Here is a 20,527-nt window from a genome sequence, read left to right on the forward strand (position 1 = left end):
GCTAATTCGCGTGCATGCTGTTGCATCCGCGATGTCCGACATTCATAAGGAAACCAGGCATGACGCAATTCACGAACGCCGAGTCCGGCCAATCCAGCAGCCGCGCCGCGGCGTCCGAACTGCACAGCGCGCTCATGAGCGGACAGGCGCAGTCCATTGCCGGTCCGGTGCTGATCGACTTCGAGTATGCGAATTTCGTCCGCGAAGGCCACGAACTCGATCCGAACATCGATGCGATCTACCGGGTCAACAACGACCCCGCGTACGCGCTGGTCATCGACGGCAAGACCACTGGCACGATCACCTACGACGACGGCCTGAATGCCGTGTATGCGGGATCCTTCGCGCCGGAGGATAAGCTCAGCTTCTACTTCCAGAGTGGCCTAGTGTTCACCCCCACGGCGATCTCGGTCGCCAACTTCGACAACTACCTGGACTACGCCGACCAGAACCAGACGCTGGAAATCCGGGGCTTCAACGGGAACCAGCAGGTTGGCCTCACCAGGACGTATTTCCTGGCCGATGGCAACCCCAACTACCTGCCGGAGACGATATCGCTGACCGGCATGACCGGCATCACGCGCCTGGAAGTGACGGCGACCTCGCAGGGCGGCCAGATCCAGTACCTGCAGATCGACAGTCTCACGATGTCGGACATCCACATGCCGCCGCCGCAAGTCATATCGGTCTCGACGCCGACCACGAGCGGCAGCTACCCGGCCGGCACGGTCATCGAGATCAAGGTCCAGTTCGACCGCGCGATCACGGTCGACACCAGCGGCGGCGCCCCGGTGCTGCAGCTCGAGACCGGCGCGACCGACCGCGAAGCGGTGTTCCATAGCGCCAGCGCCAACACGCTGACTTTCCGCTACACGGTGCAGGCGGGCGATACCAGCGCCGACCTGGCCTACAAGGCCAGCAGCTCCCTGCTGCTGAACGGGGCGCAGATCCGCGCCCTGGACGACGGCGCCAACGTCAACGCCGCGCTGCCGCAGCCGGGCACGCTCACCGCGCTCGACGGCATCAAGAACATCGTCATCGACACCACCGCGCCCACGCTCACCATCTCCAGCAGCAAGGACGACCTGAAGGCGGGCGAGACCGCCACCATCAGCTTCACCTTCAGCGAGACCCCGGCCGGCTTCACGCATGACGACATCGTCGTCAGCGGCGGCACCCTGGGTCCGCTCAGCGGCGCCGGGCCGGTGCTCACCGCCGTCTTCACGCCGCTGCCCAACCGCGACGGCGGCAGCGCCAGCATCTCGGTCGCCGCCGGCGACTACGCCGACGCCGCCGGCAACAGCGGCGGCGCGGGCGCGCCGCTGTCGCTCAACTACGACACCAAGGCGCCGACCGTGGCCATCGTCAGCGACCGCTCCAGCTTCAAGGCCGGCGAGACCGCCTTGATCACCTTCATCTTCAGCGAAGACCCGGGCGCGGCCTTCACCGCCGCCGACATCGTCGTCAGCGGCGGCAGCCTGGGCGCCCTCGACGGCAGCGGCCTGACCCGCAGCGCGGTGTTCACGCCGACCGCCAACACCAATGGCGGCGCAGCCAGTATCACGGTCAGCGCCGGCGCCTACCTCGACGACGCCGGCAACCAGAGCGTCGCGGGCATCACGCCCGCGCTCAGTTTCGACACCCGGGCGCCGGCCGCTCCCTCCGCGCCCGACCTGGTTAGCGCTTCCGACAGCGGCAACTCGGACAGCGACAACGTCACTGGCGACACCACCCCGACCTTCAGCGGCACGGCCGAGGCCGGGGCCACGGTCACGCTCTACGACGGCGCGAGCGTGGTCGGTACGGCGACCGCCACCGGCAGCGCATGGAGCATCACCAGCAGCGCGCTGGCCCATGGCGACCACACCCTGGTGGCGGTCGCCCAGGACGCCGCCGGCAACCAGAGCGTCGCCTCGGCCGGCCTGACGGTGACCATCGATACCAGCGCGCCCGACAACGCGGCGGTCAGCCTTGCGTTCTCGAGCGACAGCGGCGCTTCGGCCACCGACCTGGTGACGAACGCCGCCGCCCAGACCATCTCGGGCGAGCTGGACGCGGGCCTGGCGGCCGGCGAACGGGTCGAGATCTCGATCGACGGCGGCGCCAGCTGGCACGACGCGACCGCCAGCACCGGCAGCAAGGCCTGGTCGTATGCGGCCACCCTGGCGCCGGGCGCGAACACGGTCCAGGTGCGGGTGGCGAACGCGGTCGACAACACCGGCCCCCTGCTGTCGCGCGGCTACGTGCTCGACACCGTCGCGCCGACCCTCACCATCGCCAGCGACCAGGCCACCCTCAAGGCCGGGCAGACCGCCACCATCACCTTCAGCTTCAGCGAAGACCCCGGCGCCAGCTTCGCCTGGGACGGCAGCAGCGGCGACCTGGTCGTCAGCGGCGGCACCCTGGGCGCGCTGTCCGGCGCCGGCACGGTGCGCACGGCGGTCTTCACGCCGAACCCTGGCGTGGACGCCGGCAGCGCCTCGATCACGCTCGCCGCCGGCGCCTGGCAGGACCTGGCCGGCAATGGCGGCGGCGCCGGCTCGCTCACCTTGGCCTACGACACGCTGGCGCCATCAGTCCCTTCCGCGCCGGCGCTCGACAGCGCCAGCGACAGCGGCCTGCACGGCGACGGCATCACCAAGGACAGCACCCCGACGCTGGGCGGCACGGCCCAAGCGGGCGCCACGGTGCTGCTGTTCGACGCCGGCGGCCACCAGGTCGGCAGCGGCAGCGCCGACGGCGCCGGCGCGTGGACGATCAGCTTGGGCGCCCTGGCCGACGGCGTGCACGCCTTCACGGCGCGAACCCGCGACGCCGCCGGCAACCTGAGCGCTCCCAGCGCGGCCGCCGGCATCACCGTCGACACCGCCGCGCCGACCCTGGCCATCACCAGCAGCGCGGCCCAGCTCCGGGCCGGCCAGAGCGCCGTCATCACCTTCAGCTTCAGCGAGGATCCGGGCGCCGGCTTCACCGCCGCGGACATCGTGGTCAGCGGCGGCACCCTGGGGCCGCTCGGCGGCAGCGGCACGGTGCGCAGCGCCACCTTCACCCCGACCGCGGGCGTGGACGCGGGCCTGGCCTCGATCACCGTCGCCGCCGGCAGTTATCAGGATGCGGCCGGCAACAACGGCGGCGCCGGCGCGACGCCGGTCCTGCAGTTCGACACCCTCGCGCCCTCCGCGCCGCCCGCGCCGCGCCTGGCGCCCGAGAGCGACAGCGGCGCCCCGGGCGACGGCCTCACCAACCGCGAGGACCCGCTGATCGTCGGCGACGCCGCGCCCAACAGCGTGGTGCGCCTCTACGACGGGACGGCGCTGGTCGGCAGCGCCACCGCGGACGGCAGCGGCAGCTGGAGCATCGCCACCAGCCTGGGCGACGGCAACCACGTGCTGCGCGCCACCCAGCTCGATGCCGCCGGCAACGAGTCGGCCACGGGCGCTGCCTTCAATCTGCGCATCGACGCGCCTTCCGCGCCCTCCGCCCCGCTGGTGGATGGGGTGCCGGTCACGGTGCGGCCGGTCGTGCTGCCCGGCGGCGTGCAGGGCAGCGCGGTGTCGATCCCGGTCGTCACCGGCAGCCGCACCGAAACCAGCGGCAACGTGGAGGTTGCCGACATTCCGCTGGCGACGGCGGGCGGCAGTCCGGTCCTGCTGGCGCAGCTGCCGGCCGGCTTCGGCCTGTCGGCCAGCGGCGCCAACGTGCAAGCGCGCGACGCGCTGGCGCTGCTGCTGGCCTCGATCCGCGCCGCCACTCCCGGCCACGCGCCCCAGGACCAGGGCCACCTGACCGGCAACGGCCAGGACTTCCTGGCCGGGCTGGGAGCGGACAACGCGCTGCTGGTGCAGACCCTGCGGCCGGTCAGCAACGCGGCGCCCGCCGGGTCCCTCACGCTCAGCGGCCCGTCCGCCGCGCCGGGGCAACAGGTGGCGCTGGTGATCGACACCGCGCGCATGGCCGGCGGCGGCGTGATCGAACTGCGGGAAGTCGGTTTCGCCGCCGTGATCGGCAGCGCCCAGGTGGTGGCCGCGAGCGGCGACACCATCCTGAGCGGCGACGGCGCCAGCCAGCAGTTCACGATCCAGCCCGGCGGCGCCGGCGCGGTGTTCGCCGGCGGCGGCGACGACATCCTGGGCTTCGGCGCCGCGCCCGTCCCCGCCGCCCAGCAGCGCGCGCTGTCGGCGTCCGAAACGGCCGCCATGACCACCCTGCACGGCGGCCAGGGCAATGACACGGCCAGCTTCGCCGGCGCCTACGATGAATACAGCGTGGAATGGCACAAGGGCTACGTGGTGGTCGCCAGCAAGGCGGCGCCGGAGCAGCGCGCGCTGGTGGTCAATGCCGAGCAGCTCAAGTTCGCCGACGCCGCCATCGCGATCGAGCAGGCCCCCGGCCTGGATGCCCTGGCCGGCATGTACGCCGCGGTGCTGGACCGCCAGGCCGACCTGTACGGCTTCGAGTACTGGGCGCAAGCTCACGAGGCGGGCATGAGCTGGGGCGCGATCGCGGTGGAGCTGGTGGGCTCGTCGGAGCATGCGGCCAGCCACGGCGGCTTCAACGGCCAGTCCGGCCACGACCTGGCGCTGTTGTATGCGGCCTTGTTCGGTCGCCAGGCCGACGCCGGCGGCCTGGCCTACTGGCAGGCCGTGCTGGCCCAGGGCACCAGCTTGGAGCAGGTGGCGACCGCCTTCGTGGAATCGGCCGAGATGATCGGCCAGCGCATCGCGGCGCCGGACTGGGACTTCATCGTCTAGCCCGGCCGCGCTGGCGGCGCCTCAGGGGCGGCGCGTCTCCTGCGGCGCGCGCGTCTCCTCGGGGGCGCGGATGTAGTCGACCATGCCTTCGCTGCTGCGGCTGGGCGGCGCGGTGGCCAGGCTGACCGCGACGATGGTGAGCAGCCCGGCCGGCACCCCGAACACCCCGGCCGCCAGCGGCGCGATGCCGAGCCAGGCCGCGTCCACGCTGCCGCCCAGCGAGGGACTGGCGCGGAACATGTAGAACAGGCAGACCGCGAAGCCGACCACCATGCCGGCGATCGCCCCGGTATGGTTGGCGCGCTTCCAGAACACGCCCAGCACCAGCACCGGGAACAGGGTCGAGCCGGCCAGCGAGAAGGCCGCCCCCACCAGCGACAGGATGTCGGCCGGCTTCTGCGAGGCCGCATAGGCCGCGATGAAGGCCACCGCGAGCAGCAGCAGCTTGGAGATCGTGACCCGCTTCTGGGTCGAGGCGCCCGGGTCGACGATCTTGTAGTACACGTCGTGCGACAGCGCGTTGGAGATCGCCAGCAGCAGGCCGTCGGCGGTCGACAGGGCCGCCGCCAGGCCGCCGGCCGCCACCAGGCCCGAGATCACATAGGGCAGGCCGCCGATCTCGGGCGTGGCCAGCACCAGCACGTCGGCGTCGATCGCGAACTCCGCCAGCTGCACGATGCCGTCGCCGTTGATGTCGGCCACCGCCACCAGGGGGCTGGTCTTGTCCACGTTGGCCCAGTAGGAGATCCAGGTCGGCAGCGAGGAAAAGTCGCTGCCCACTAGCGAGGTGTAGATGTCGTACTTGGCCAGCACCGCCAGCGCGGGAATCGTCAGGTAGACCAGCAGGATGAAGAACAGGGTCCAGAACACCCCCACCCGGGTCTCGTGCACCGAGGGCGTGGTGTAGGCGCGCATCAGGATGTGGGGCAGGGCCGCGGTGCCAAATACCAGGCAGAACACCACCGCCAGGAAGTTGTTGCGGCGCTTGTCCGATTCCTCCTCGGTGGCGCCGGGGAAGGGCGTGGCGTGCGGCTCCGGCGGGCGGGCGCGCGCCAGGTTAGCGTCGCGCAGCTCGGTCCACAGCGCGCGCGCCTCGTCCGCCGAATTCGGGTAGGCGCTGAGCGCGCGTTCGGCCTGGCGCACCTCGTTGAGCGACGCGTTGCGCGCGCGCGTGGCCACCAGGCGGCGCTGGGCTTCCAGCTTGCCCGCCTCCCAGGATTCCGGCAGGGCGCGCAGGCGCGCGCTGTATTCGTCGGCGCGGCGGCGGAACTCGGCGCGCACCTGCTCCTCGCGCGGGTCGCGCGCCAGCTGTTCCTCGCGCGCGCTGAGCTTGGGCAGGACCGAACCGTAGGCCAGCTGCGGCACCGGATTGTCGGCGTGCTTGGCCGACAGCCAGATGCTCGGGATCAGGAAGGCCACCAGCAGGATGATGTACTGGGCCACCTGGGTCCAGGTGATGGCGCGCATGCCGCCCAGGAAGGAGCACACCAGGATGCTGGCCAGGCCGAGGAAGATGCCGACCGAGAAGTCGACCCCGGTGAAGCGCGAGGCGATCAGGCCCACCGCGTAGATCTGGGCCACCACGTAGGTGAAGGAGACCACGATGGTGGCGCCCACCGCCATCGCCCGCACCGGCCCGCCGCGCCCGCCCGCGCCGCCGCCGTAGCGCGCCGCCAGGAAGTCGGGGATGGTGTATTGGCCGAAGCGCCGCAGGTAGGGCGCGATCAGCAGCGCCACCAGGCAGAAGCCGCCGGTCCAGCCCATGATGTAGGCCAGGCCGTCGAAGCCTTGCAGATAGAGGCCGCCCGCCAGCGAGATGAAGCTGGCCGCCGAGATCCAGTCGGCGGCGGTGGCCATGCCGTTGAACAGGGCCGGCACGCGCCGCCCCGCCACGTAGTACTCGGTGACGTTGGAGGTGCGGCAGATCACGCCGATGATCGCGTACAGCGCGATGGTGGCGAACATGAACAGGTAGCCGATCCACAGGCGCGGCATGCCTTCCTGCTCGAGCAGGGCGACCGCCACCAGGAACAGCCCGAAGCAGCCGCTGTACCAGAGGTAGTAGCGCGACAGCTTGCTGAAGTAGGTGGGCTTCGCGCTCATGCGCCGCGCTCCACGCCGGGGACGGCCTCGTCGAAGTAGCGGCGCTCCAGGCGCCGCATGCGCCAGGCGTACAGCGCGATGGTGGCCAGCGAGACCAGCGAAGCGCCCTGGGCCGCCATGTAGAAGGACAGCGGCCAGCCGAACAGGCTGACGCGCGCCAGCTCGCGCGCGAAGAACACGGTGCCGAAGCCGGCCACCATCCACAGGGCCAGCAGGAAGGCCGTCAGGCGCCGGGTGCGGCGCCAGTGGGCCTCGCGCGCGGCCAGCAGGCGGCGCCGCGCGGCCAGCTCGGCGTCAGGAGAGGGTGGCAGGTCAGATGGCATCGTCGGCGTCCTGGACGGGAGGCGGGAAGGTCAGGCGGAACAGGCTGCCCGGGTATTTGGTCGAGTGGCTGCGCGGGTTGTTGAAGATGTCGATCTCGGCCCCGTGCTGCTGGGCGATCTCGCGCACGATCGCCAGCCCCAGGCCGCTGCCCTGGGTATTGCTGCCCAGGATGCGGTAGAAGCGCTCGAACACGCGCGCGCGCTCGGCCGGCGCGATGCCGGGCCCGGTGTCCTCGACTTCGAGCAGGGCGTTCTCGCCGTCGCGCCGCACGCGCACGGTGACGCTGCCGCCGGCGGGGGTGTAGCGCAGCGCGTTGTCGATCAGGTTCGAGAGCAGCTCGCGCAGCATCATCGGATTGGCCGCGATGGTCACGTGCTCGTCGGGCGGCTCGTAGCCGAGGTCGATCTGGTGCGCGAACGAGGCCTGGACCCAGTCCTGCACCGTCTCGCGCGCCAGGCGCGACAGGTCGAGGGCGCCGAAGGTGAGGCCGCCGGACGGCTGGTTCTCGGCGCGCGCCAGCGCCAGCAGCTGATTGACCAGGCGGGTGGCCGATTCCGAGCTCTTGGCCACCTGCTCGAGCGAGCGGCGCACCTCGTCCGGGTCGACCTGGCGCAGGGCCAGCTCGGACTGCATGCGCATGCCGGCCAGCGGGGTCTTCATCTGGTGCGCGGCGTCGGCGATGAAGCGCTTCTGCATCTCGATGGTCTGGGCCAGGCGCTCGAGCATGTCGTTGAAGGAGCCGACCAGGGGCGAGATCTCTTCCGGCACCTGGCGCGGGTCGATCGGCGACAGGTCGTCCTGGGGCCGCGCGCGGATCCTTTCCTGCAGCACGGCCAGCGGGGTCAGGCCGCGCGACAGGGCGAACCAGACCAGGGCCAGGATCACCGGCAGGATGATGAACTGGGGCAGGATCACGCCCTTGATGATCTCGTTGGCCAGGTGGGCGCGCTTGTCCAGGGTCTCGGCCACCTGCACCAGGGCCAGGCCGGGCGCGTCGCGCGCGTCCTCGCGCTGGCGCAGCGGGTCGAGGCTGACGTAGGTGTAGGCGATGCGCAGGGGCGTGCCGTGCAGGCTGTCGTTGCGGAAGGCCACCTTGCCGGCGCGCGCCTCGTCGTCGCCGTTGCCGGCCTTCGGGCGCGGCAGGTCGCGGTCGCCGTCCAGGTGGTCGCCCTCGGGGCCGCTGATCTGGTAGTAGACGCTGTCGACGTCGTCGGCGCGCAGGATGTCGCGCGCGCCCGGGGCCAGCCTGGCCGCGATGCCGCTGCCGATCGGGCGCACCTGCTGGCTCAGCACCGTGACCCGGTCCTCGAGCGCATCGTCGAAGGGCTCGTTGGCGATCGACTTGGCGACCAGGTAGGTGATCGCGATGCTCATCGGCCACAGCAGCAGCAGCGGGGCTAGCATCCAGTCGAGGATCTCGCCGAACAGCGAGTGGCGGATGTTCTCGTCGGGTTCCGGATTGGGCGGCACGTAGAGCGGCTCGGCCAGCCCCGGAACGAAGGGCTGGGGCTCGGGCTCGGGCACGGGCGCGAGCCCGGCTTCGCGGTCGTTCACTTGCTGTCGGGCGTGGAGGAGGGAGCGGAAGAGGGAGCAGACTTCGGCGCCTCGCTGAACTTCTCGAGGCAGTAGCCGAGCCCGCGCACGGTGGCGATGCGCACCCCGCCGACCTCGATCTTCTTGCGCAGGCGGTGCACGTAGACCTCGATCGCGTTGTTCGAGACTTCCTCGCCCCACTCGCACAGGTGGTCGACCAGCTGTTCCTTCGACACCAGGCGGCCGCTGCGCGCCAGCAGCACTTCGAGCAGGCCCAGCTCGCGCGCCGACAGGTCGAGCATCTGGTCGTTGATGTAGGCGCTGCGGCCGACCTGGTCGTAGACCAGCGGGCCGTGGCGCACCACGGTCGGGCCGCCGCCGGCGCCGCGCCGGGTCAGGGCGCGCACCCGCGCCTCCAGCTCGGACAGGGCGAAGGGCTTGGCCATGTAGTCGTCGGCGCCCAGGTCCAGGCCCTCGACGCGCTGCTCGACCGAGTCGGCGGCGGTGAGGATCAGGACCGGCAGGTGGGACGAACGCGCGCGCAGGCGGCGCAGGACTTCGAGGCCGGACATCTTGGGCAGGCCGAGGTCGAGGATCAGGAGATCGAACTCCTGGGTCGACAGGGCGGTGTCGGCGTCCTGGCCATTTTTGACACAATCGATGGCGTAGCCGGACTGGCGCAGGGAACGCGTCAACCCGTCGGCAAGTACGCTATCATCTTCGGCGAGCAGAATTCGCATGGGACACCTCGTAAAACCGTTCAATTCTATACAGATTCGTATTGTGTTTGATTTACCGCAACAATGCGAGTCTCCACCACCACAGCACGCATTTTGTGCTTGCCAAAACCACTGGATTTTTATACAGTAGTAGCTCTTGATACGGGCGGTTCTGCCCCTACCTTGCCTACTCCACGATTGAAAGTACACCATGGACGACAAAAAAATTGCAGTAAACGCCGCTGAAAAGGGCAAAGCACTGGCAGCCGCCCTGGCGCAAATCGAAAAGCAGTTCGGCAAGGGCTCGGTCATGCGTATGGACGCCAATACGCCGGTCGAGGAGGTGCAGACTGTTTCCACCGGCTCGCTGGGCCTGGATATCGCGCTCGGCGTCGGTGGCCTGCCGCGCGGCCGTATCGTCGAAATCTACGGTCCGGAATCCTCGGGTAAAACCACCCTGACCCTGCAAACCATCGCCCAGATGCAAAAGCTGGGTGGCACTTGCGCCTTCATCGACGCCGAGCACGCGCTCGACGTGACCTACGCGCAAAAGCTGGGCATCAATCTGAGCGAACTGCTGATCTCGCAGCCGGACACCGGTGAACAGGCTCTGGAAATCACCGACGCCCTGGTGCGTTCGGGTTCGGTCGACCTGGTGGTCATCGACTCGGTGGCGGCGCTGACTCCGCGCGCCGAGATCGAAGGCGACATGGGCGATTCGCTGCCGGGCCTGCAGGCGCGACTGATGTCGCAGGCACTGCGCAAGCTGACCGCCTCGATCAACCGCACCAACACCCTGGTCATCTTCATCAACCAGATCCGCATGAAGATCGGCGTGATGTTCGGCAGCCCGGAAACCACCACCGGCGGTAACGCGCTGAAGTTCTACGCCTCGGTGCGTATGGACATCCGCCGTACCGGTTCGATCAAGTCGGGCGACGAGGTGATCGGTAACGAAACCAAGGTCAAGGTCGTCAAGAACAAGATCGCGCCGCCGTTCAAGGAAGCCCACTTCGACATCCTGTACGGAGAAGGCACTTCGCGCGAAGGCGAGATCCTGGACCTGGGCGCCGACAACAAGATCGTCGAGAAGTCGGGTTCCTGGTACAGCTACAACGGCGAGCGTATCGGCCAGGGCAAGGACAATGCCCGCCTGTTCCTGAAAGAGCGTCCGGCACTGGCACGCGAAATCGAGAACAAGGTCCGCGCCGCCCTGGGCGTGCGCGAGCTGCCGCCGGTCGCCGGCGAGGACGACGTTCGTCCGAACCTGAAGGCCGTCGGCGAGTAATGCGCTGGCGGCGCGCTCCGGCAGTCCATCGCCGGTCCGCGCCGCCACGGTCTTATGCCAGCACCTCCACTGAGCCTGAAAGCGCGCGCGCTGCGCTACCTGTCGCTGCGCGAGCATAGCCGGCTCGAGCTGGGCCGCAAGCTGGCCCGCTATGCCGAGGAGGGCGACGATGTCGAAGCCCTGCTCGATTTCCTAGAAAAGAACAACTGGCTGTCGCAGGAGCGTTTCGCCGAATCTCTGATTTACCGGAAGGCGGGCCGCTTCGGCAATAGTCGCGTCATGGCCGAACTACAAAGTCACGGAGTCAACGGCGAAGCGCTTGCCGAGATCAAGGCCGAACTGGCCGGTAGCGAGACCGCGCGTGCGCGCGAGGTCTGGCAGCGCAAGTTCGGCCGGGTCGCGGAAGATGCGGCGGAGCGGGCCAAGCAGATGCGTTTCCTGCTGCAGCGCGGCTTTTCCCAGCGCGCGGCGCGTGCAGCGATGCAGGGCAGTCCGGACGAGGACGAGATCTGAGCCCTGGCGATTGCCGGTTGCCGGTTGCCGGTCCGCGCTGACTGGAAGCGTCTGGCTGCGCTGGCTGGAAGCCTGTGGCTGAAATGAGCACCGACGAGGCGCCAGCATGGAGCGTCATCCCCGATATGTTTCGGCATATTCCTCAACGGGTGATGGCGCTGCATGCTGGCGCTTTTCTTTGCCAACCCAACCCCCTCGTGATCCCGGTCCCGGCACGCTCACTTCGCACCATCTCGGCCACGGACCCATGAACGTCGTCCCCGCGTAGGCGGGGACCCAAGTTCCATCGACCGTCCGCTAGGCCTTTGTAGCCGATCACAAAAAACCGCGCAATCCCGGCCATGGCACGCTCGCCTCGCACCATCTCGGCCACGGACACATGAACGTCGTCCCCGCGTAGGCGGGGACCCAAGTTTCACCGACTGTCCGTTAGCAACCTTCGTAGCCGATCACAAGAAACCGCGCAATCCCGGCCACGGCACGCTCGCCTCGCACCATCCGGCCACGGTCACAAGCACGTCGTCCCCGCGAAGGCGGGGACCCAAGTTCCATCGACCGCCCGTCAGCGGCTTTCGTAGCCGATCACAAAAAACCGCGCAATCCCGGCCACGGCACCCTCGCCACGCACCATCCGGCCACGGTCACAAGCACGTCGTCCCGCGTAGGCGGGGACCCAAGTTTCCTTGCAATTTTGTCAGCTTAGCCCGTCGCCACTCGCATAAACCCCGTTGCCCGCCTTCGCACAGACGACCACGCAAGTGCAATATTGCCCACTCAGCAATAACCTCGCGCCGCCGTCTCTCCCATTCCCCCAAAAGCCTCCTGTTGCAGTGCAACGCTGAACTTGGTGTGATAAACTTTTGTGGTTTAAGCAGCGCCGCATGAGCGGTTGTTGCCGTAGAAGCTGCGGCGACGTGCATGAAGCACACTTGCTGCACCACTAACCGCCGCTCTGACGGCATTGGTTTTTATGCCCCTGTCTCCTCCCGTATCGCGCTCGCTCCGGCATACGCGCGCCATCACCGTCGAAGCCTATGCGCGCGACGATGGCCTGTGGGATCTCGACGCCACCATCCGCGACGTCAAGACGCGCGACATCACGCTCGCGTCCGGCGAGCGTCCCGGCGGCGTCCCGGTGCATGACCTGAAGCTGCGCGTCACCATCGACCGCGACCTGACCATCGTCGACGCCGAAGCCGCGTCCGATGCGGTCCCCTATCCCGGTTTCTGCGACACCATCGGCCCCGCCTACAAGAAGCTGGTCGGTCTGTCGCTCCTGAACCACTTCCGGCTGCACCTGAAAGACCGCCTTGCTGGCGTGCTCGGTTGCACCCATCTGACCGAATTGGCCCAGGTGCTGCCCACCGCAGCGCTGCAGGCCTACGCCGACGACGTCTTTACGACCCGCGGCGGCGCCGACGACAACTCGGCCGAACGGCCCTTCGAGCTCGACCGTTGCCATGCCCTGCGCAGCGACGGCCCGGCCGTGGCCAAGTACTATCCACGCTGGGCGATCAAAGCCGTGTCGGGTTAGCATTCGTTGTTCAATTTCGTAATTCCAACCGTATTTCTACACAATCAGTAATAGAAGAAGGGAAGCCAGCATGAAAATCCATGAGTATCAGGGCAAAGAGATCCTCCGAAAGTTCGGAGTGACGGTTCCGCGCGGCATTCCGTGCATGTCGGTGGAAGAGGCGGTCAAGGCTGCTGAGGAACTGGGCGGCCCGGTCTGGGTCGTCAAGGCCCAGATCCACGCTGGCGGCCGCGGCAAAGGCGGTGGCGTGAAAGTCGCCAAATCGCTGGAACAGGTCAAGGAATACGCCGACCAGATCATGGGCATGCAACTGGTGACCCACCAGACCGGCCCGGAAGGCCAGAAAGTCCGCCGCCTGCTGATCGAAGAAGGCGCCGACATCAAGAAAGAACTGTACGTCTCGCTGGTCACCGACCGCGTGAGCCAGAAGGTCGTCCTGATGGCCTCGTCGGAAGGCGGCATGGACATCGAAGAAGTCGCCCACAGCAACCCGGAAAAGATCCACAACGTCGTGATCGATCCGAAGATCGGCCTGACCGACGCTGAAGCCGACGACATCGCCCGCAAGATCGGCGTGCCGGAAGGCTCGATCGCCGACGCGCGCGCCAACCTGCAAGGCCTGTACAAAGCCTACTGGGAAACCGACGCCTCGCTGGCCGAAATCAACCCGCTGATCCTGACCGGCTCGGGCAAGGTCATCGCCCTGGACGCCAAGTTCAACTTCGACTCCAACGCCCTGTTCCGTCATCCGGAAATCGTCGCCTACCGCGACCTGGACGAAGAAGATCCGGCCGAAGTCGAAGCATCGAAGTTCGACCTGGCTTACATCTCGCTCGACGGTAACATCGGCTGCCTCGTGAACGGCGCCGGCCTGGCCATGGCAACCATGGACACCATCAAGCTGTTCGGCGGCGAGCCGGCCAACTTCCTCGACGTCGGCGGTGGCGCGACGGCCGAGAAAGTGACCGAAGCATTCAAGATCATGCTGAAGAACCCTGGCCTGAAGGCCATCCTGGTCAACATCTTCGGCGGCATCATGCGCTGCGACGTGATCGCCGAAGGCGTCATCACCGCATCCAAGGCCGTGTCGCTGCAGGTGCCGCTGGTCGTCCGCATGAAGGGCACCAACGAAGACCTGGGCAAGAAGATGCTGGCTGATTCGGGCCTGCCGATCATTTCCGCAGACACCATGGAAGATGCAGCGAAGCAGGTCGTTGCCGCTGCCGCTGGCCAAGCCTAATTCGCGAAGGAAAACAAAATGTCGATTCTGATTAACAAAGACACCAAAGTCATTACCCAAGGTATCACCGGCAAGACCGGCCAGTTCCACACCCGCATGTGCCGCGACTACGCGAACGGCCGTGAAGCCTTCGTGGCAGGCGTGAACCCGAAGAAAGCCGGCGAAGACTTCGAAGGCATCCCGATCTACGCATCGGTCAAGGAAGCCAAGGCCGAAACCGGCGCCACCGTGTCGGTGATCTACGTTCCGCCGGCAGGCGCTGCCGCCGCGATCTGGGAAGCAGTGGAAGCCGAGCTGGACCTGGCAATCTGCATCACCGAAGGCATCCCTGTCCGCGACATGATGGAAGTCAAGGATCGCATGGCCAAAGCCGGTTCCAAGACCCTGCTGCTGGGCCCGAACTGCCCTGGCCTGATCACCCCGGACGAGATCAAGATCGGCATCATGCCGGGTCACATCCACAAGAAGGGCCGTATCGGCGTCGTGTCGCGTTCGGGCACCCTGACCTATGAAGCAGTCGGCCAGCTGACCGCCCTGGGTCTGGGCCAGTCGTCGGCAGTCGGCATCGGCGGCGACCCGATCAACGGTCTGAAGCACATCGACGTGATGCGCATGTTCAACGACGATCCTGACACCGACGCAGTCATCATGATCGGCGAGATCGGCGGCCCGGACGAGGCGAACGCCGCTTACTGGATCAAGGACAACATGAAGAAGCCGGTCGTCGGCTTCATCGCTGGCGTCACCGCGCCTCCGGGCAAGCGCATGGGCCACGCCGGCGCGCTGATCTCGGGCGGCGCCGACACCGCGCAAGCCAAGCTGGAGATCATGGAAGCCTGCGGCATCAAGGTCACCAAGAACCCGTCGGAAATGGCTCGCCTGCTGAAGGCCATGCTGTAATCCGACGATCTTTTGATCGCCAATAAGAACGGGGAGCTGCGGCTCCCCGTTTTTTATTGATCTCTCCGGCTTGGCATGACGAAAACTGTCCGACTGACAAAAATTGCCCTGTGGAACTGACAATTTTTGTCACGCCACCCGACAATTTTTGTTCTGGCACAGGATTTTGTTATAGCCGAGCTAATAAAATTAGCGTTTTTTGGGCTGGCATACCAGTTGCATATAGATGAGTGCGGCAACAAAGCGGCACAAGACACCTGACCACACAACCGGAGAGATGAAAATGAACTTCAAACAAATGCAAACCAAGAAGGCCGAAGGCGGCTTCACCCTGATCGAACTGATGATCGTCGTTGCGATCATCGGCATCCTGGCTGCTGTGGCGATCCCGGCTTACCAGAGCTACACCGTGAAGGCCAAGATCGGCGCGGCACTGGGTTCCGTGTCCTCGATCAAGACCGCAGTCGGCGTTTGCGCTCAAGAGAACGGCGGTGGCCTGGAAAACTGCGATGCCGGCGCCAGCGGTATCGTTGCAGCAGCGGATTTCGTTGCCACCAAGGAAGTTGCGGGCATCAACGTGGAAAACGGCGTTCTGACCGTCACTCTGGGTGACGGCATCGCGACGGACGTCGATGGCCAGACCATCACCATGACGCCGACCGTGAACGACGCGACTGTCGCTTGGGAAAACACCACTTCCATCACGGACAACACCGCGGCGATTGACGCCATCACCAAGAACAATGCACCGTAATTAGGCAGCATTGACTTCGACACAAGCCGCCTTCGGGCGGCTTGTGTCGTTTACAGCCATTTACTTTTTCAGGTACTGGTCCAGCCACCCGATCACGGTGTGATGCCACTGCACCGAGTTCGCCGGCTTCAGCACCCAGTGGTTCTCATCCGGGAACACCAGCAGCTTGCTCTCGATCCCCTTGCGCTGCAGCGCCGTGAAGGTGCTCAAGGCCTGCGCCGTCGGGATACGGAAATCCAGGTCCCCCTGAATCACCAGCATCGGCGTCTTCCACTTGTTCACGTGGTGAACCGGGTTGAAGCGCTCATGATTCTCCGGCACCTGGAAGTAGGGCCCGCCGTTCTCCCAGTCCGTGAACCACTGCTCCTCGGTCGAATACGCCATGCCGCGCGTGTCGAACACGCCGTCGTGGTTGACGATGCAGCGGAAGCCATCCGACCAGTTCCCCGCGATCCAGTTCATCATGTAGCCGCCGTAGGAAGCGCCCAGCGCGCAGCTGCGCTCGCGGTCCAGCCAGGGGAACTTCTTCACCGCCGCGTCCAGGCCCTTCTGCAGGTCGACCAGCGGCTTGCCGCCCCAGTCGTTGCTGATCGAGTCGGTGAACTTCTGGCCGTAGCCGGTCGAACCGTGGAAGTCGATGAACACGGTCGCATAGCCCGCGCCCGCATACACCTGCGGATTCCAGCGGTAGCTCCAGCCATTTCCGAAACTGCCCTGCGGGCCGCCGTGAACCAGGAAGGCGATCGGATACTTCTTGCCGGGCTCCGCGTTCCACGGCTTCATCACGTGGCCGTACACGGTCTCGCCGTTGGCGCCGGCGAAGGAGAACTGCTCGTACTCGCCCCAGCGCACGTCCTTCAGGCGCTCGGTGTTCAGATCGGTAAGCTGCTTTCCCTTGCCGCCCAGCTTCATGCTGTACAGCTGCGCACCCGAGGCAAGGTTGGCATGGGTATAGGCCACCGTGTCGCGGCGCACGTCGAAGGCGCCGATGGCCCCCTTGTCGGTCAGCGGCGTCACCTTTCCGCTGCCCACATCGATCGAGAAGAGGCGGTGCTGGCCGATGTCCTCGGCGTCCACGATCAGGGCCTTGCCGTCGGCGCGCCACTGCATGCTGCCGACCGAACGGTCCCAGTCGGCCGCCAGCGCGCGCTTCTTGCCGCTGGTCAGGTCCAGCAGCATCACCTGGAAGCGGTCGGCCTCGAAGCCAGGACGCGCCATCGCCAGGTAGGCCAGGGTGCGGCCGTCCGGCGAGAACACGCCCTTGGTGTCCCAGGCCGGGTTGTCCGCGGTCAGGTTGCGAGGCGCGCCGCCACCTGCTGCGGGCACGGTGTACAGGTCGAAGTTGGTCGACCAGGCCTCGGTCTTGCCGGCGATGCGCGCCGCGAACACGATGGTCTTGCCATCCGGGCTGAAGCGGAATTCCTCGCGGTCGCCGAAGGGCTTGGAGGGCACGTCGCCGTCGAGCGAGCCCGAGAGGCTGACCGGTGCGCCGCCGAGCTTGCCGTTGGCGCCGAGCGGGGCCGAGAACAGGACCGCGTTGCGGTGGTCCGACCAGGTGTCCCAGTGGCGCACGAACAGGCGGTCGTAGACCTTGCCGGTCGCCTTGTCCTTTTCCTTCGCCTCGAGGCGCGCCTTGGTGCAGGTCAGGTCGGCGCAATCGCGGAACACGGCCATGCTGAAAGCCAGGCGGTCGCCCGTCGGGGCCACGCGGAAGGCGTCCACGTCCAGCGGCAGGTCGGTCACCTGCACCGGCTCGCCGCCGGCGGCGCTCTGGCGCCAGACCTGCGAGGAACCCGAGCGGGTCGACAGGAAATACACGGCGTCGCCCGAGGGCGACCACTCCGGATCCGTGCTGCTCGAGGCGTGCTGTGTCAGGCGTTGCGGGGTGGGCTTGTCGGCGCGCAGGTCGACCAGCCACAGTTCGGTGTGGCCGCGGTTCTTGGCCATGTCCGTGCTGCGCACGGTATAGACCACGCGCGAGGCGTCCGGCGACAGCGCCGGACTGCCGAGCCGTTCCATGTTGACCAGGTCTTCGACGGTAAAGCCGCGCGGCGCGGCCATTGCGGTGGTGGCCGCCAGCATAGCGGCTGCCATCGTCAGCAAACGATAGTTCATTCCATCCTCTTGATGATGTCCATACGCGGCACTGTGCCGTATATGTAGCCCATCAATGTACCACGCGACATAAATCCGCACGGCAAGGCAGGATGGCAATATGGGCAATAAAAAACCGCCGCGCGGCCGCTGAGGAGGGGGCCTGGCGGCGGCAAGCGGCAGAAACTTACTTCGGCATGATCACGGTGTCGATGACGTGGATCACCCCGTTATCGGCGACGATGTCGGTCTTGGTGACATTGGCATTGTCGACCATGACCTTGCCGCCGCTGGCGCTGACCTTGACCGAGCTGCCTTCGACGGTCTTGACGTTGCCCGGCTTGACGTCGGCGGCCTTCACCGAGCCCGGCACCACGTGGTAGGTGAGGACCTTGGTGAGCGCGGCCTTGTCCTTGAGCAGGGCGTCGAGCTTGGCTTTGGGAATCTTGGCGAAGGCTGCATCGGTCGGCGCGAACACCGTGAACGGGCCGGGGCCCTTCAGGGTGTCGACCAGGCCGGCGGCCTGGACGGCGGTGACGAGGGTGTTGAACGACCCGGCCGACTTGGCGGTGTCGACGATGTCGGCCGCCTGGGCGCTGCCGAAGGCGAGGGCGACGGGGAGGGCAATCAGAAACTTTTTCATCCTTGACTCCTGGGGTAAGGGTGGATAGACGCCGGTGAACCGGTTGATTGCCAATATAAGAAGATTGCGCGACATTGTCTAACGTTTGACGCTATACTTAGGCCACTTTATGGTTCATTAACGGGACATAGGAAATGGACACTCCTTTAAAAACGGGACAGGACAGAATCATGTATCGCACGGGCGCAGCTGCCCGCCTGGCCGGCTTGCCGGTCGAAACCCTGCGCGTGTGGGAAAGGCGCTACGGACTGTCGGACGCCCAGCGCTCCGAGCGCGGACAGCGTCTGTATTCGGCGGAACAGGTCGCCCGCCTCAGCCTGCTCAAGCAGCTGGTCGACCAGGGTCACGCGATCGGCGTGCTGGCCGGGCTGACGCGGGAGCAGCTGCAGTCCATGCTTGGACTGAGCGGACAGGCGCAGACGCAATCGGCGGCGCCGGTGCGCGCGATCATGATCAGCAATACCCTGACGCGGCGGCTGGCGGCGATGGGGCGCGAGGCGACCGGCATCGATGTGCGCGCCCATTGCGCCAGCCTGGAGCAGGTGGACGAGCTGCCCCCGCAGAGCAGCGCCGACGTGCTCATCATCGAAATGTCCGAACTCGACGACGGCGTGCTGCCCAGGGTGGCCGCCGCGCGCGAGCGGGTCGAAGTCGGCGCCGTGGTGGTGCTGTACCGCTTCTGTCCCAGCGCCACCATCCGCGCGCTGCGCGCCCAGGGTTGCCTGGTGGCGCGCGTGCCGGCCGACCTGAGCGAACTGGCGGTGCTGTGCCGCTCGGCGTTGTCCGGGCAGCGCCTGCCGCTGCCCGAGCCGGACACCGCGGTGCTGCCGCGCCGCTTCGACGAGGACACGCTGGTCACGATCGCCAACGCCAGCGATCGCCTGGTGTGCGAGTGCCCGCGCCACCTCTCGGACCTCCTGATGATGATCGGCAGCTTCGAGCGCTACAGTTTGCAGTGCGCCTCGCGTAACCCGGAGGACGCCGAGCTGCACGCCTTGCTGGGCCGCGCATCGGGCCAGGCGCGCGTCCTGCTCGAGGATGCGATGGAGCGCCTGGCCATCGCGGAAGGGCTGCCCCTGCCTGGCCGCCGGCCCTAAAAGCCGCGGCCGGCGTGCTTACTTCGACAGCGGAATCGCGATCGGGCGGATCGGCGAGGCATCCGCGCCGCGGAACTTCAGCGGCGCGCTGATGAAGGCGAACTCGTAGACCCGGTCGCGGGCGAGCTCTTCCAGGTTCACCAGCTCGATGATGGTCGCGCCCTGCTGGGCCAGCAGATAGGTGTGGACCGGTATGTAGTCGCCCTCCACCTCGGAGGGGAAGGTCTCCAGGCTCAGGTTGTCCGCGCCGACCGACATCGCCCCCGCTTCCATCAGGTAGCGCGCGCCGTCCATCGCGAGGCCCGGCGGATTGTCCATGTAGTCCCTGGCCTTCTCGAACATTTGCATGCGTCCGGTGCGCACCAGCACCACGTCGCCCTTGCGCAGCGCCACCTTCTGGGCCGCGAGCGCGTCCATCAAGTCCTTCTTGCGCACCCGGTAGCCCGGCGGCAGCGCATCCAGACCGCGTGCGCGGGCGACGTCGATCAGCACGCCGCGCGCCACGATCGGCGGCAGCTTCTCGACGCCGGCCTTGCGCCAGCCGCGGTCGCCCAGGTGCTCGCGCGCATCGAAGCCGTTCCAGATCTTGCCGCCCAGGCCGAAATGGTTGAGCGCGTCGATATGCGTGCCCATGTGGGTGTACATCGACACCGCCGCGCCGCTGTAGCTCACGTGCTCGTTCATGGCCTTGCCGACCTTCATCGGATCGTCGACCACGGTGCCGTGCGGCGTGTGGGTCATCCAGATCTGGTAGTGCGGATCGCCCGCGCCCTGCCAGCTCGGCATGCCGATGAAATAGTCGGTGCCCAAGTCGTAGATGCGGCGCGCGTCCACCCGCGCCAGCACCGCCGCGCGGCTCTCCGGCGTCATCATGTTCAAACGGCCGATCTCGTCGTTCGGCCCCCAGGGGCTGACACCGACCACCGGCGCCGCGGCTTGCGCCGCCAGCGCCACGCCTGCCAGCAGGCCTGCGACTAGCTTGTGTGCTGTATTCATTGTTCACGCTCCTAATTGTTTCGTTGGGGACGGCGCCA

15 protein-coding genes are annotated in these 20,527 nt (G+C 67.1%); 8 read left to right on the forward strand and 7 right to left on the reverse strand.

Annotation, left to right across the window (positions count from 1 at the left end; translation table 11 throughout):
- Window positions 1-59: 59 nt before the first annotated feature.
- Entirely contained in the window at window positions 60-4,751 is a 4,692-nt protein-coding gene (locus B0920_RS15740) for an Ig-like domain-containing protein (protein ID WP_078033610.1), read from the forward strand.
- Between the two features lie 21 nt (window positions 4,752-4,772).
- Here the strand turns inward: B0920_RS15740 and B0920_RS15745 are convergent, their stop codons facing one another.
- From B0920_RS15745 to B0920_RS15760, 4 genes are read right to left on the reverse strand one after another with little or no spacing between them, the layout of a single operon-like run.
- Window positions 4,773-6,854 carry a sodium:solute symporter family protein gene (locus B0920_RS15745; protein WP_078033611.1) on the reverse strand — a complete coding sequence of 694 codons (2,082 nt, stop codon included), beginning with the start codon at window positions 6,852-6,854 and terminating at the stop codon, window positions 4,773-4,775.
- On the reverse strand, window positions 6,851-7,177 hold the full coding sequence (locus tag B0920_RS15750; protein ID WP_078033612.1) for a DUF4212 domain-containing protein: 327 nt from the start codon (window positions 7,175-7,177) through the stop codon (window positions 6,851-6,853). The genes B0920_RS15745 and B0920_RS15750 overlap by 4 nt, the downstream gene beginning before the upstream one ends.
- Window positions 7,167-8,732, reverse strand: coding sequence for a sensor histidine kinase (locus B0920_RS15755; protein ID WP_078033613.1), 1,566 nt, complete (start codon window positions 8,730-8,732; stop codon window positions 7,167-7,169). Before B0920_RS15755 ends, B0920_RS15750 begins: the two co-directional genes overlap by 11 nt.
- Window positions 8,729-9,451, reverse strand: coding sequence for a response regulator transcription factor (locus B0920_RS15760; protein ID WP_078033614.1), 723 nt, complete (start codon window positions 9,449-9,451; stop codon window positions 8,729-8,731). The genes B0920_RS15755 and B0920_RS15760 overlap by 4 nt, the downstream gene beginning before the upstream one ends.
- Window positions 9,452-9,641: 190 nt before the next feature.
- Between B0920_RS15760 and recA the strand changes: the two genes are divergently transcribed.
- The 6 genes from recA (at window position 9,642) to B0920_RS15790 (ending at window position 15,659) form a co-directional block, all read left to right on the forward strand.
- Window positions 9,642-10,718, forward strand: a complete 1,077-nt coding sequence (gene recA / locus B0920_RS15765) for a recombinase RecA (protein ID WP_078033615.1) — start codon at window positions 9,642-9,644, stop codon at window positions 10,716-10,718.
- A 54-nt stretch (window positions 10,719-10,772) separates the two neighbouring features.
- On the forward strand, window positions 10,773-11,231 hold the full coding sequence (gene recX, locus B0920_RS15770) for a recombination regulator RecX (RefSeq protein WP_078033616.1): 459 nt from the start codon (window positions 10,773-10,775) through the stop codon (window positions 11,229-11,231).
- Window positions 11,232-12,201: 970 nt separating this feature from the next.
- Window positions 12,202-12,765 carry a DUF2889 domain-containing protein gene (locus B0920_RS15775; RefSeq protein ID WP_078033617.1) on the forward strand — a complete coding sequence of 188 codons (564 nt, stop codon included), beginning with the start codon at window positions 12,202-12,204 and terminating at the stop codon, window positions 12,763-12,765.
- A 70-nt stretch (window positions 12,766-12,835) separates the two neighbouring features.
- The gene (gene sucC / locus B0920_RS15780; protein WP_078033618.1) at window positions 12,836-14,005 is read left to right on the forward strand and encodes an ADP-forming succinate--CoA ligase subunit beta; all 1,170 of its coding nucleotides are present in this window, start codon (window positions 12,836-12,838) and stop codon (window positions 14,003-14,005) included.
- A gap of 18 nt (window positions 14,006-14,023) precedes the next feature.
- The gene (gene sucD / locus B0920_RS15785) at window positions 14,024-14,905 is read left to right on the forward strand and encodes a succinate--CoA ligase subunit alpha (protein ID WP_078033619.1); all 882 of its coding nucleotides are present in this window, start codon (window positions 14,024-14,026) and stop codon (window positions 14,903-14,905) included.
- A 283-nt stretch (window positions 14,906-15,188) separates the two neighbouring features.
- A complete protein-coding gene (locus B0920_RS15790; protein WP_078033620.1) occupies window positions 15,189-15,659 on the forward strand; it encodes a pilin in 471 nt (156 codons plus the stop codon).
- A gap of 60 nt (window positions 15,660-15,719) precedes the next feature.
- On the opposite strand, the gene B0920_RS15795 is transcribed toward B0920_RS15790, so the two are convergent.
- Together B0920_RS15795 and B0920_RS15800 are read right to left on the reverse strand one after the other, a co-directional pair.
- Entirely contained in the window at window positions 15,720-17,774 is a 2,055-nt protein-coding gene (locus B0920_RS15795; protein WP_078033621.1) for a S9 family peptidase, read from the reverse strand.
- 166 nt (window positions 17,775-17,940) lie between these two features.
- Complete coding sequence (locus tag B0920_RS15800) at window positions 17,941-18,396, reverse strand: fasciclin domain-containing protein (RefSeq protein WP_078033622.1); 456 nt, start codon at window positions 18,394-18,396, stop codon at window positions 17,941-17,943.
- 170 nt (window positions 18,397-18,566) lie between these two features.
- Here B0920_RS15800 and B0920_RS15805 point away from each other — a divergent pair, with 170 nt between their 5' ends.
- On the forward strand, window positions 18,567-19,493 hold the full coding sequence (locus B0920_RS15805; RefSeq protein WP_078033623.1) for a MerR family transcriptional regulator: 927 nt from the start codon (window positions 18,567-18,569) through the stop codon (window positions 19,491-19,493).
- Between the two features lie 18 nt (window positions 19,494-19,511).
- Here B0920_RS15805 and B0920_RS15810 read toward each other — a convergent pair whose 3' ends face one another.
- On the reverse strand, window positions 19,512-20,489 hold the full coding sequence (locus tag B0920_RS15810; protein ID WP_078033624.1) for a cyclase family protein: 978 nt from the start codon (window positions 20,487-20,489) through the stop codon (window positions 19,512-19,514).
- Window positions 20,490-20,527: the final 38 nt, after the last annotated feature.

It is taken from the genome of Massilia sp. KIM (assembly GCF_002007115.1).
GTDB lineage: Bacteria > Pseudomonadota > Gammaproteobacteria > Burkholderiales > Burkholderiaceae_D > Telluria.

Bases quoted from the DNA above. Each gene is read 5' to 3' on its own strand.
- recX (WP_078033616.1), top strand. From the start codon at position 10,773: ATGCCAGCACCTCCACTGAGCCTGAAAGCGCGCGCGCTGCGCTACCTG.
- B0920_RS15745 (WP_078033611.1), bottom strand. From the start codon at position 6,854: ATGAGCGCGAAGCCCACCTACTTCAGCAAGCTGTCGCGCTACTACCTC.
- B0920_RS15810 (WP_078033624.1), bottom strand. From the start codon at position 20,489: ATGAATACAGCACACAAGCTAGTCGCAGGCCTGCTGGCAGGCGTGGCG.
- sucD (WP_078033619.1), top strand. From the start codon at position 14,024: ATGTCGATTCTGATTAACAAAGACACCAAAGTCATTACCCAAGGTATC.
- B0920_RS15760 (WP_078033614.1), bottom strand. From the start codon at position 9,451: ATGCGAATTCTGCTCGCCGAAGATGATAGCGTACTTGCCGACGGGTTG.
- B0920_RS15800 (WP_078033622.1), bottom strand. From the start codon at position 18,396: ATGAAAAAGTTTCTGATTGCCCTCCCCGTCGCCCTCGCCTTCGGCAGC.
- B0920_RS15805 (WP_078033623.1), top strand. From the start codon at position 18,567: ATGTATCGCACGGGCGCAGCTGCCCGCCTGGCCGGCTTGCCGGTCGAA.
- sucC (WP_078033618.1), top strand. From the start codon at position 12,836: ATGAAAATCCATGAGTATCAGGGCAAAGAGATCCTCCGAAAGTTCGGA.
- B0920_RS15750 (WP_078033612.1), bottom strand. From the start codon at position 7,177: ATGCCATCTGACCTGCCACCCTCTCCTGACGCCGAGCTGGCCGCGCGG.
- B0920_RS15790 (WP_078033620.1), top strand. From the start codon at position 15,189: ATGAACTTCAAACAAATGCAAACCAAGAAGGCCGAAGGCGGCTTCACC.
- B0920_RS15795 (WP_078033621.1), bottom strand. From the start codon at position 17,774: ATGAACTATCGTTTGCTGACGATGGCAGCCGCTATGCTGGCGGCCACC.
- B0920_RS15775 (WP_078033617.1), top strand. From the start codon at position 12,202: ATGCCCCTGTCTCCTCCCGTATCGCGCTCGCTCCGGCATACGCGCGCC.
- B0920_RS15740 (WP_078033610.1), top strand. From the start codon at position 60: ATGACGCAATTCACGAACGCCGAGTCCGGCCAATCCAGCAGCCGCGCC.
- recA (WP_078033615.1), top strand. From the start codon at position 9,642: ATGGACGACAAAAAAATTGCAGTAAACGCCGCTGAAAAGGGCAAAGCA.